Origin of the sequence: Sunxiuqinia indica, from assembly GCF_009847015.1 — a bacterium.
GTDB lineage: Bacteria > Bacteroidota > Bacteroidia > Bacteroidales > Prolixibacteraceae > Sunxiuqinia > Sunxiuqinia indica.
Window position 1 is genome coordinate 190,449 of sequence record NZ_WVEM01000009.1, and the last position, 12,706, is coordinate 203,154.

Annotated in this window: 9 protein-coding genes; 4 read left to right on the plus strand and 5 right to left on the minus strand. The window is 40.6% G+C overall.

Going from position 1 to position 12,706, the window contains the following annotated elements; translation table 11 throughout:
- Window positions 1-12: 12 nt before the first annotated feature.
- From GR929_RS14660 to GR929_RS14680, 5 genes are all read right to left on the minus strand, one after another.
- Window positions 13-1,392: an ABC transporter permease gene (locus GR929_RS14660; RefSeq protein ID WP_159521055.1), complete on the minus strand. Its 1,380-nt coding sequence runs from the start codon at window positions 1,390-1,392 to the stop codon at window positions 13-15.
- A 13-nt stretch (window positions 1,393-1,405) separates the two neighbouring features.
- A complete protein-coding gene (locus GR929_RS14665) occupies window positions 1,406-2,797 on the minus strand; it encodes an efflux RND transporter periplasmic adaptor subunit (RefSeq protein ID WP_159521057.1) in 1,392 nt (463 codons plus the stop codon).
- A 264-nt stretch (window positions 2,798-3,061) separates the two neighbouring features.
- On the minus strand, window positions 3,062-4,444 hold the full coding sequence (glmM, locus tag GR929_RS14670; protein ID WP_159521059.1) for a phosphoglucosamine mutase: 1,383 nt from the start codon (window positions 4,442-4,444) through the stop codon (window positions 3,062-3,064).
- Window positions 4,445-4,486: 42 nt separating this feature from the next.
- Window positions 4,487-5,992: a glutamine synthetase family protein gene (locus tag GR929_RS14675; protein WP_159521061.1), complete on the minus strand. Its 1,506-nt coding sequence runs from the start codon at window positions 5,990-5,992 to the stop codon at window positions 4,487-4,489.
- Between the two features lie 236 nt (window positions 5,993-6,228).
- Complete coding sequence (locus tag GR929_RS14680; RefSeq protein WP_159521071.1) at window positions 6,229-8,856, minus strand: valine--tRNA ligase; 2,628 nt, start codon at window positions 8,854-8,856, stop codon at window positions 6,229-6,231.
- 238 nt (window positions 8,857-9,094) lie between these two features.
- On the opposite strand from GR929_RS14680, the gene GR929_RS14685 reads away from it, so the two are divergent.
- The 4 genes from GR929_RS14685 (at window position 9,095) to GR929_RS14700 (ending at window position 12,602) form a co-directional block, all read left to right on the plus strand.
- Window positions 9,095-9,700 (plus strand): MarC family protein, encoded by a 606-nt coding sequence (locus tag GR929_RS14685; protein ID WP_159521073.1) that lies wholly within the window; start codon window positions 9,095-9,097, stop codon window positions 9,698-9,700.
- Between the two features lie 275 nt (window positions 9,701-9,975).
- Window positions 9,976-10,281 (plus strand): isoamylase early set domain-containing protein, encoded by a 306-nt coding sequence (locus tag GR929_RS14690; RefSeq protein WP_159521075.1) that lies wholly within the window; start codon window positions 9,976-9,978, stop codon window positions 10,279-10,281.
- A 185-nt stretch (window positions 10,282-10,466) separates the two neighbouring features.
- Window positions 10,467-11,645 carry an MFS transporter gene (locus GR929_RS14695; protein WP_159521077.1) on the plus strand — a complete coding sequence of 393 codons (1,179 nt, stop codon included), beginning with the start codon at window positions 10,467-10,469 and terminating at the stop codon, window positions 11,643-11,645.
- Between the two features lie 87 nt (window positions 11,646-11,732).
- Complete coding sequence (locus tag GR929_RS14700; protein ID WP_159521079.1) at window positions 11,733-12,602, plus strand: cation diffusion facilitator family transporter; 870 nt, start codon at window positions 11,733-11,735, stop codon at window positions 12,600-12,602.
- The last annotated feature ends 104 nt before the right edge of the window (window positions 12,603-12,706 follow it).

Genomic DNA, 12,706 nt, shown 5'->3' on the forward strand with positions numbered 1-12,706 from the left:
CTTGTTTTCGGGTTAATAACGGAGTGATTCTACCGGGTCTTTTTCAGCTGCCTGTTTCGCAGGAAGATAACCAAATATGATACCAACAGCGGCAGACACCCCAAAGGCAATAACAATGCTAAAAAGCGAAACAACGGTTTTGATATCGAAAATAGCCGTGATCATTTGGGAGAGGATAACACCTAGAATGATTCCTATAATTCCTCCAAAAACGCTGATTAAAGTAGATTCGGATAGAAATTGAACAATGATGTCTTTTTGAGAAGCACCAATAGCCTGCCGGGTGCCAATCTCGCGTATTCGTTCCATTACCGAAGCCAGCATAATATTCATAATTCCAATTCCACCAACAATCAGCGAAATACCTGCAATTGCTCCAAGCACGACATTAAAAACATTCTTTGTGCGTTGTTGTTGCTTCAGTAATAACTCAGGGATCGTCACCTCAAAATCATACATTTCGGAGTGGCGCCGATACAGCATTCGTTTAACAATATTGGCAGTTCCACTTAAATGTTCAGTCTCTTTCACCTGAAGGATAATTTTGCTTAACTGGTTCAAATTTCCATCATTATCATCACTCGCACCTCCATCGCTTCCCGATCCCATTCCTACTATCACCATGCCACCGCCGCCTTGATTCGAATTGGCTCTTTCAACTTCATCCGCACGAATAAGCGATCGGTTTTTAAATCGTAATAACACGGTTTGAACGGGCACGAAAATTTTATTATCAGAGCTACTGATCCCCATTTCATCGGAAGCTGAAGTTGTAAAATCCCTTTTTTCGACCACCCCAATAACTTTCAACCAAATTTTCCCACACTTAATACTCTTTCCAACAGGGTTCTCTTGTTTAAAAAAGACGCTTTTAATATTATCTCCGATAATACAAACCGGCTGTCCCATTTCGCTTTGTGTTTGGCTAAATATTTCTCCCGCCTGTAAACCGATGCTAAACAGTTCGAAATAACTTTCATCCACTCCTTCCAACACAACCGGGTTGCTCTTCCCATTGAGAATAGCTGAGTAATTAAACGATATAACCGGGCTTATTTTGTCTACAGAAGGAATCACTTCCGAAATTGCCTGCGCATCAAGCAAACTCAACCCTTTACTGAACTTCGACCGACGTGCCCCGGATTCATCGCCCGATTTTGATCCACTGCCCTCAACACTAACTGAAGTTGGAGTAACAACAATATTATTTACACCAACCATCTTTATTTGTTCCAAAATCTCTTGTTCTGCTCCCTTACCAATGGCCATCATACTAATGACCGCTGCCACACCAAAAATAATTCCCAGGGCAGTTAGCATTGACTTCAAACGATTATCGAAAATTGCTTCAATTCCGATGATAATATCATGAAAGTAACGTTCTATCCACATAATTCTAATCGATTTAGTTTACTTTCATACTCTTCATCATTTCCGGAGTCGCACCCGTTGGTCGTTGAGGATCTTTCGAATTCTTTTCAAATTCGGCTTTTGCTTGATTTTCGGCAGCTTTTTGCGCTTCCTTTTCTTTCAATATTTTAGCATAAACGTCAAGTCCGTCATAGTCCAACTGCTCTGCGTTTTCGGGAGTCGAAAGATAAACACGGTCATCTTCATTCAATCCATCGCGTATCAAAATGTAGTTAGCATTGGCATCGCCCAGCGAAACAATCTGCTTAACCGGATCGCCTCTTCTTTCTTTAAATACATACTGAAGGCTGTCATTTGAATGAACCGATTCCTGTGGTATAAATAAAGTGTCTTCTATGGTTTTAGCCTGAATAACATTGCTGGTCGTCATGGCTGGTCGCAAATCCGGATCTTCATCAAAAATTTTAATTTTTACTTCAAATACCTTGGCGTCACTATTTAGCATGTTCTGACCAATATTCGCCATCGATATTACTTCTCCGGCAAGTTCCTTTTCAGGGAAAGCATCAACACCAACCTTTACCGGCAATCCTACTTTTACTTCCGAAATGTCAATCTCGTTGATGTAGGTTCGTGAAATCAAGTTGGTCATATCTGGAATTGTAGCAATGATTGGATTCCACATTGTAACACGCGACCCCACTTTAGTAACTCCTCCAAATCCTTGCTTAAAATAAGTAAGTAAGCCTTTTTTGGGTGAATAAATATCTAACGAATTATACAAAACATCCAGCTCCTTCAACCGATCGTTAATTTGGCGGTAATTAATGAATCTTCGGGTTACCTTATTTTCTTCTTGTTCTCGCTTTAACTTATAGGCATTTTTTTCTTGCTCGTACTTGCGCGATGCTTTGTCGTGATCCATTTTGGCCTTTTTCTGAACAGATGGAGCCTCGTAGATTGACTCATCCATAACAATGCGCTTTTCTTCTAAATCAAGTTCGGCATTAATAATAGCATCTCGCTGATTACTTAGATTTAGGTTCGAATCAATCTTGGCATCCTGAAGTTCGGTTAGCGCTTTATCTAATTCGTCTTGAGCTTCTTTAATCTTTTCCTCAACCGCCTTGTGGTCGAGCGTACCGACGTAATCACCTGAATCGACATAAGTTCCTTCTTCAACAAGGTCGGTAATTGTCAATTCATAAATCCGTAGGCTACGATCTTTCATTTTTTCCGGAATAGTAATATTCTCAGAGTTTTCAGATTCTAACTCTCCTGACGAGTAAATTTTCACTTCAAATGAGCCGCGTTCTACAGGAACAATAATGTCATTGTCAACCTTATCGCTACTCTGAAAAATAAAAAATAGAATGATTAGTAAAACAGGAACAAGAGCAATCAGAATGATTTTTCTGTTTTTCATGGTTTTTTTGCTGTTAGTAGTATTTGAATTTGTATAATTAACATGTTGGAAAACGTTGCTCATTTGCAAAAGACCATTTTGAAATTATTTTTTTCGGTAAGCTCCTCAATCAATAACTGCTCAATTTCATTTTATGATCTGGGTTCCAATTTAAAACAATATTTATGCCAATCGAGCAAAACGAACATAAATTTTGTTAAAAAAATATAAAAGCACCATAAAATGGTACTTTTATAAAAATCTAGTTCCGTTAAACCTTTATGTCTATATAAGGCGTTTTATCTCATTAATGATTCGTTCAGCCAGTGCAACCGAAGACTGCTGATTGATTGATTCAGCATAAATGCGAATAATTGGTTCGGTGTTTGATTTACGCAAGTGAACCCATTCTTGTTCAAAATCAATCTTGACCCCATCAATATCATTTACCTGTTCGTTCCGGTATTTTTCTTTCATTTTTACCAAAATCACATCAACATCAATTTCCGGAGTCAATTCAATTTTATTTTTAGAAATGAAATAATTCGGATAAGTTTTACGCAGTTCAGTACACGTTTTACCAGATTTAGCCAGATGAGTCAAAAACAAGGCAATTCCAACCAAAGCATCGCGACCGTAATGTGATGCCGGGTAAATTACACCACCATTTCCTTCGCCACCAATAACAGCCTTGGTTGCCTTCATTTCTGTAACCACATTCACCTCTCCAACTGCCGATGCAGTATAAGTGCCGCCGTGCTTCTCAGTAATATCGCGTAACGCACGTGTTGACGACAAGTTGGAAACTGTATTTCCCGGTTTTTTTGACAGAACATAGTCAGCAACGGCCACCAAAGTGTACTCTTCATTAAACATGCTTCCATCTTCGCTGATAATCGACAAGCGATCAACATCAGGGTCAACCACAAAGCATACGTCAACATTTTGTTCCCGAACCAGTTTACAGGTGTCAATCAGATTCTCGGGCAAGGGTTCAGGCACATGCGCAAAATAGCCGGATGGCTGCTCATTTATAGGGACGATATTTTTCACCCCCAGAGCCTTCAACAGCGCAGGAATCGCTATTCCACCAACCGAGTTAACGGCATCAAAAGCGACCGTAAAATTAGCTTTTGAAATGGCATCAACATCCACCAATTCCAGCTTCAAAACATGATCAACGTGGGCTTGCAGGTAATCCTTCTCACTGATCGACCCAAGGTCATAAACATCGGCAAACACAAAATCTTCAGCCTCAGCAAAATCTAAAATCTTCGCTCCTTCAACAGCCGACAAAAACTCACCATTGCCATTGAGCAACTTCAGAGCATTCCACTGTGCAGGATTATGACTGGCTGTTAAAATAATACCGCCATCAGCCTTTTCTTTTACAACAGCCAACTCGGTTGTTGGCGTGGTTGCCAGCCCAATATTAACGACATTGCAGCCCATGCCACTGAGAGAGGCACAAACAAGCGATTCAAACATTGCTCCTGAGATCCGCGCATCGCGACCAACAACAATTGTGGGCTTTGACTTTTTGGTCGTGTCTTTCGCCCACCGGGCATAGGCAGAACTATATTTTACTACATCAAGCGGACTTAAGCCATCGCCGGGCTTTCCTCCAATTGTACCTCTGATTCCTGAAATTGATTTTATAAGTGTCATTTGTGAAATTCTTAATTATAGGGTAGTTATTCTATTATTTGATTACATGTAATGCAGATACTCTTTGATCAATTCTTTCAAATCCTGATTTTCTCCATAGGTTTTAAAATTCTCGCTGAGTTCTTTATCGTTAAACGAACGCAATTTTAGAATGGTATGATTAATAATAGATTTTGGGAAGATCTGATCGGCTTCAAAATAATGGCGATAGTTTTCAAGAACCTCAGCCGCTTCGTGACAAGAATTCGGCAACCGACTAAATTGATGATCGCCTTCCGGTTGTTGATCTTCCTTTAAAAACAAGTTCTCGGAGCAAAAATAATCATCCGTCTTTTTGATGGCTTCGGTATCCGATAAACCTTTCATAAAGCCGATAATCAAAGCCGCCGAAAATAAATAGGGATTTGCTGATCCATCAGAACCACGATATTCAATCGTTTGCCGGAATGTATAATCGACATTGGTCTGCTCCTGCTGGTTAAGGTCAGCTCCAAATGCAGTTGCTGAATTCCATCCCAAAGGAACCCGAATTAACGTGGAGCGATTTTGCTTTCCCCAGCAAATACGGTACGGCGCTTTTTGCCCCGGCATGGAACGCAAATACGAAACTGGTGTGGTGTTGGCAAATGCTGATAATGCTGGTGCCAAGTCCAACACTCCGGCAATCATTTTCAGACTGGTGGGTGTAATTTCACCATTTTCCACCAACATATTCTTATCGGCCTGCTCGGCCAAAAAATGCACGTGCATGCCGCTGCCGGGTTGGCTCAACGATATTTTTGGTATAAAAGTCACATTCACCTTGTATTTTAACCCCAACATGCGCAAAATCCACTTGGCCACCACCAACTGGTCTGACGCATCTTCCGGATCCACAGGTGCAAACTCAATCTCGTGTTGTTCATAATGTTTCCCATCATATGTGAACCGGCCATTTTCGGCATGTCCAAAGCGAACCATGCCACCACATTGAGCAATCAGTTTAATCGCCTCCGTCCGCAGTTCCTCATACATCGTAAAAGGCTCGGCACAGTGGTAACCATCCGCCGCCCCTTCTACTTCAATCTCGGAATCACCAAAGATGTAAAACTCCAACTCGCCCATCATTTTGAGCTTCATGTTGGTTTCTTTAAAAAACTGCTTTTGTGCTTTTTTCAGGATGTTTTCCGGCGAGCTTTCCAAGGGTTCGCCCTGGGCATTGTAAAATGAACATAAGACATCAACAGATGGAATCTTTGAAAAGGGATTCAAAAAAGCCGTTTTATAACGTGGCACTATATAAAGGTCGCTAGTGTTTACTTCCAGAAACGAAAAAATACTGCTCCCATCTACCCGCTCACCCGATGATAAAACCATGTCCAACTCTTCGCGCGTAGTAACCATGAAGTTTATGGTTTTCAACTTTCCATCTTCGGCAACATATCGAAAATTCAACATTTCAATTTCGCGCTCTTCAATGTACCGGATCAAATCTTCTTTTGTAAAATGGGAAGCTGGTTTCTGCAGATACTGAACCAGCAGGTTCGGGTTATTTTGAATTGATGGCATATCCTTTTTATTTAGACCCTAAAAATAGCTATGTGAGTTGAGAATAAAAAACATCAATCTATGCAAAAGGCCGGTCGTGCAAACCAGCCTTTCGTGCTTCTCTCCTTTACAAAAAAAGCAAAGTGCAATTTATGAAAAAAAAATCTTGTCTCGTTATTTAATACAGTTCAGCATAAAAAAACCCCTAAGCCACTACTCAAAAAATAATTTTCTGTTTTATAAAGCAAGATTTCAATTTATTTCAAATTCACAATTTGTTCCTTCAGCACTTTGATTTTGGCCTCAGCATCAGCTTGTTTTGCCTTTTCCTTAGCAACCACTGCTTCCGGCGCACCACTTACAAAACGTTCGTTACTCAGCTTTTTCATTACCGAGCTTAAAAACCCTTGGGTGTATTTTAATTCTTCTTCGAGTTTTTTCAGTTCTTCTTCCACATCAATCAAATCACCTAAATCGATGAAAAAGCTGGAAGAAAAAACGCGGAACGAAGCAGCCCCTTTTACTTCTTCAGTCACTAATTCGATTCCAGACAAGTTACCCATTTTAACAAGTACCGAATCGAACTGACCACCATAACCTTTATCGCCTTTCTGGATTTTCAACTCCAAGCTATCTTTCATCGGCAGGTTGTTGTTTTTACGCACGTTTCTGATTCCGGCAATGGCTTCTTTCACCGCTTCAAAACCGGTTAATAAGTTCTGATTAACCTCACCAACCTCGGGCCACTGGCTTACCATGATGCTTTCGCCAGCCTGACGTTCGCGTAATAACTGCCAGATCTCTTCGGAGATAAACGGCATAAACGGATGCAATACCCGCAACACTTTATCGAGCGCATCGAGCACCTCTTCGTAAGTTTTGCGATCGATTGGCTGCAAATACGCCGGTTTTACCACCTCCAACAACCACGATGAAAATTCATCGCGAATGGTGGTGTAAATAGTCATCAGTGCGTCAGAAATTCGGAACTTATCAAAGTGATCGTTCATGATAGCTATTTGTTCACTCAGTTTTTGATTAAACCATTCGATAGCCAGCTTTGAGTGTTCCGGTTGCTCCAGCTCGTCTGACACTTCCCACCCACGAACCAGACGGAAGGAGTTCCATATTTTAGCTGAAAAGTTCCGGCCTTGCTCCGGTAAACTTTCGTCAAACAACAGATCACCACCCGCTGGCGAACAGAGCAACATCCCAACGCGTACACCATCTGCCCCATATTTTTCAATCAACTCAATCGGATCAGGAGAATTACCCAATGACTTCGACATTTTTCGGCCTTGCTTGTCGCGCACCATACCCGTAAAGTAGACGTTTTTAAACGGGTATTGATCTCGCTCTGAATATCCGGCCATAATCATCCTTGCCACCCAAAAGAAAATAATATCGTGCCCGGTTACCAAATCGCTGGTCGGGTAATAATAATTGATTTCGTTATTGTCAGGTTTGGCTACGCCATCGAATACAGAGATCGGCCACAACCACGAAGATGCCCACGTGTCGAGTACATCTTCATCCTGAGTCAAGTTATCCATTGTAAGATTTGGATTACCTGTTTTTTCTTTTGCAGCAGCCAGTGCTTTTTCAGCGGTTTCAGCCACCACAAAACTGCCGTCTTCCAGGTAATAAACCGGTATTTGATGTCCCCACCACAACTGGCGACTGATACACCAATCTTTCAAATTGCCCATCCAGTGGCGGTATAGATTTTTAAATTTCTTGGGGTGAAACTCTACCTCATCAGACTCCACCGCATCCAATGCAGGCTTGGCTAATTTCTCCATGGATAAAAACCATTGCGCCGAAAGCTTCGGCTCGATAACCACATCGGTACGTTCCGAATAGCCCACCTTGTTTTTATAGTCCTCAACCTTAACCATGTTCCCCGATTTTTCCAACATTGGAACAATTTGCTTTCGGGCTTCAAAACGATCAACCCCAACGAGTATTTGAGCTTTTTCGCTTAGCGTGCCATCATCGTTAAAGGTATCGATGGTTTCCAGGTTGTGGCGCATGCCAATTTCGTAGTCATTAATATCGTGCGCCGGTGTTATTTTCAAACACCCCGTTCCAAACTCCATATCAACGTATTCGTCCACAATAACAGGAACGCTGCGTTCTACCAGCGGCACCAAAACCCGCTTTCCTTTCAGGTGTTGGAAACGTTCGTCATTCGGATTCACACAAACAGCCGTATCACCCAAAATAGTCTCCGGGCGCGTGGTTGCAATGGTTACATAGTTATCTTCGCCTTCAATTTGGTAGCGAACGTAATATAATTTCGATTGCTCTTCTTTATGAATCACTTCTTCGTCAGACACTGCAGTTTTAGCCGCAGGATCCCAATTAACCATGCGTACACCACGGTAAACCAATCCTTTGTTGTACAAATCAACAAACACCTTGACAACTGATTGGGAACGAATCTCATCCATGGTAAAACTCGTACGCTCCCAATCGCAGGAAGCACCAAGTTTTTTAAGTTGCTCTAGAATAATTCCACCGTGTTTGTCGGTCCAATCCCAGGCATGTTTCAGGAATTCATCACGCGTCAGATCCTTCTTACCTATGCCTTCACTCTTCAGTTTGGCAACCACTTTGGCCTCTGTAGCAATCGAAGCATGGTCGGTTCCGGGAACCCAGCAAGCATTTTTCCCCAGCAAACGTGCGCGGCGAACTAAAATGTCCTGTATCGTATTATTCAGCATGTGCCCCATGTGCAACACGCCAGTGACATTGGGAGGCGGAATGACAATGGTATAAGGCTCACGGTCGTCAGGTTCGGAGTGAAAATAGTTTTGCTCCAGCCAATATTTGTACCACTTATCTTCTACTTCTACAGGATTATACTTGCTTGGAATTTCCATTATTTATGTGATTTTTAACGTATTCTGAATTAAGCCACAAAAATATAAAAATTCCGCTATCGCTCGTTGGTTTTCGTGTGGTTTGTAGTTTACTTGTTTAATAAGATTAATTCCTGCACTTTCGAAACTTAAACTCGTGCACCAAGTTTTTAAATTAATTACTTGATCTTTTAAAAAATTGTTTAGTTATTCGCACAAGTCTAAAGTATAATCAAGATCAATAATATAATACACTATCATGTTATCATCAATCGTTGAGTTTCTAGTCATGTTGAATCCTTTCGCCCTGTTTCTTTATCTCGATCCTATTCGAAAAGATTTGTCGCATCGCGATTTCATGATGGTTATTTTTAAAGCAAGCTTGATTTCATTTTTAGTTTGCCTGGTTTTTTTCTTTTCCGGAGATCTGTTTTTTCGTCTGATTTTTAAAATTGACTTTGAATCTTTTCGTATTTTCGGTGGAATAATTATTTTCTCGTATGCTTACTTTTACATTGTAAAGGGGCAGAAAGCACTAATTATTATTAAAGAAAATCTGGACGACTTAGCTTCAGAAATAGCTCTGCCTTTTATGGTTGGCGCCGGTACAATCTCCTTAACTATTTTACTGGCTCACGACCATTCTTTTCTGATTGGAGGTGGATCGCTAACCATCATCTTCCTCATTAATTTTCTGGTTATTTTTGCACTCAAAAAATTCAGAGACTCGATTGAAACAAAGAAATTTAAAACTGCCTTTGATAAAAACATGGAGGTTTTGTTGCGTCTGAATGGATTTTTCATTGGTGCCATTGGCATAAATATGGTGCTTATGGGTATCAAAAACTTATTCGGGATCGGTTAAAAACACGAAAAAAAGCCAATTAACTACTTCTTATTTTATCTCAAATCATTTATTTATCCTCCGACACCGAATAAAGCGAACGCCTGTATTCATTGGGTTTACAGGCAATCAAAAACCAAAAAATGCACCCTCCAAAAACATCTGTGTTAAATTATCACTAACAAACTGTGAACCTGAGCATTACTTATTGCATCTCACCAATTCATCGGTTAATTTTGAAACGAGTTAGATCCATAGTTTAGTTTAGTTTAGTTTAGTTAGAAAAAGTATAAAGTATGAGTTTAAAGAAACAAGTTTTAAAATCGAAGCCGGTTTGTAAAGTTACCTTCCGGTTGTCAAAAGATGAAGTTAAAGGTGCTAAATCAGTTGCACTAGCAGGTGATTTCAATAACTGGGATACAACTGCCAGCATGAAACAGTTGAAAACAGGTGATTTTACGACCCTGCTGGAGCTTGAAAAAGGAAAATCTTACGAATTCCGCTACCTAATTGATGGCGAAAAATGGATCAATGATCCTGAAGCTGACCGTTTCGCAACCAATGAGTTTGGCGAAGAAAATTCAGTGATCGAAGCCATTTAAAAGAAAGGTCTGAATTCAATTTCAGACCTTTTTTTCTTCGTTCATATTTCCCGTATTTCCACCCACTTCGGCAACGCTTATTCAAACATCATCTAACAAACCTTCCATCCGCATATATTTGCAAAGCTAACTTAACTTAATTTGATAGAGAAAAGTTAATTTTGCCAGACACCTGAGGAGGTCTTATGCAGCAAGACAACGCAGTTTTTAAAAACAATAATATCTATATCATTTTTAGTGTTACACTAATTGCGATGATGGGGGTTGCTAGTATCACCCCGGCATTTCCTGATATTATTGCCCACTTCAAAATCAATCCTCAACAAGTTGGTGGACTTATTGTAGCCTTTACCCTGCCCGGCATTTTTTTAACACCTGTTACCGGGACACTCGCCGACCGCTACGGACGAAAATTAATTCTTGTCCCATCGCTGTTCCTATTTGGAATTGCTGGCATAAGCTGCATGTTTGCCCCTAGTTTCTTCTGGCTTCTTGTTTTACGATTCATTCAGGGAATTGGAGCAAGTTCACTTTCAAGCCTGAATATCACGTTAGTTGGCGACTTATTTTCGGGAGAAACCAGAACCAAGGTGATGGGGTACAATGCGAGTGTTCTGAGTATCGGAACGGCCACCTATCCTGCAGTCGGTGGTGCAATCGCTGTATTCGGCTGGCAATTTATTTTTATACTGCCGATTCTTGCTATTCCGTTAGGAATATGGATTATTAAAGGACTCAATAACCCGGAACCCAAAAACAAAACCAAACTAAAAGACTACTTTTCACGGGTTTGGAAAACTATTAATCAAAAGAATGTTTGGGTTATTTTGATACTCAGCGTAATTCTTTTCATCATTCTTTATGGTACCTATCTCACCTATTTCCCATTAATGATGAAAACCCGTTTTGGATCGGAATCATATACGATCGGTTTAATGATGTCCTTAATGTCAGTCACCACAGCCATTGTTTCATCCAGATTAAGTTGGATAAGTAAAAAAATAACCATCAAGCAACAGCTTATTATTGGAAGTTTGAGCTACTTCTTTTCGACATTATTAATGATGATTGCGCAAAGCTATGAAATGCTGATCGTTTCGGTAATGTTATTCGGAGTTGGGCACGGAGTAATTATTCCATCAGTTCAAAACCTGTTGGTTGGTTTTGCCTCTATTCAGGAGCGTGCAGCTTTCATGTCGGTTAACTCGATGGTTCTTCGTTTGGGGCAAACTTTAGGTCCGTTGATTGTTGGTATTTTCTATTCACTAAAAGGGTTGAGTGCAGCGTTTGGAGCCGGAGCGGTACTTGCACTTTCAATGTTTGTAATCATCCAGTTTGTATTTTCCACATCACCCCATAAATAGTTGGCTTTGTCCTAAAAACGAAAAACAACAACTATTCAATCAACTATTTTAATAGAAATAGCTAGTTTTGTAGCGACAATTCAAGGAATGATTGACAGTAACAAAAAATATGTCCTTTTAGAGGGTTGGATCTCTATCTTCACAAACCTGCTGCTTTTTGCCCTGAAATACTGGGCCGGAATCGTATCCGGATCGATCGCTCTAATTGCCGATGCATGGCACACCTTAACCGATTCCGTTTCGTCGGTTATCGTGCTACTTGGCGGACGGCTGTCGCGCAAGCCAGCGGACGAGGAACACCCTTTCGGGCACGGACGAGCCGAACACATTGCTGCAATCATTATTGGTGTTCTATTAGCCATTGTCGCTTTTGACTTTGTGATTAATTCCGTTGAACGATTCAACAACCGGGAGTCAGGCACATTTGGAACCATCGCTATTATTGTCACGGTTATTTCAATTATTGGAAAAGAAGTGCTTGCTCAATATGCTTTCTGGGGGTATCGGAAAACAAAATCGTCTATCTTAAAAGCTGATGCCTGGCACCATCGAACCGACTCGCTTTCATCCGTCATCATTTTAATTGGTATTTTGGTTGGCAAGTATTTTTGGTGGATCGACTCTCTGCTGGCTTTAATTGTTGCCATTATGATTGCCTATGCCAGCTACGAAATACTTTCGAAAGAAATAAAAAGCTTACTCGGAGAACGAATTGATCCGACACTCATTGACGGCATCAAAACAGAGGTTGACAAGCTTCTTGAACTAGAGGTATTTATTCATCATTTTCACCTACATCAGTACGGACATCATAACGAGTTAAGTTGCCACATCAAGCTTCCGGCCGACATGCCATTAAGCGAAGCGCATGAAATTTGCACCCGGATTGAAAATCATATCAAACGGAAATTTAACTTGGTTACCACCATCCATCCTGAACCGCTTGAAGATTCGTAAGCGTTTCTGAAAAACCGCTTCGGATTTTCATATCGCTATTTTTAAAAAAAAGTTGTTGCCTTTTGCCATCAATTCATACTTAATATCCTTACTTTAGCGTTTTT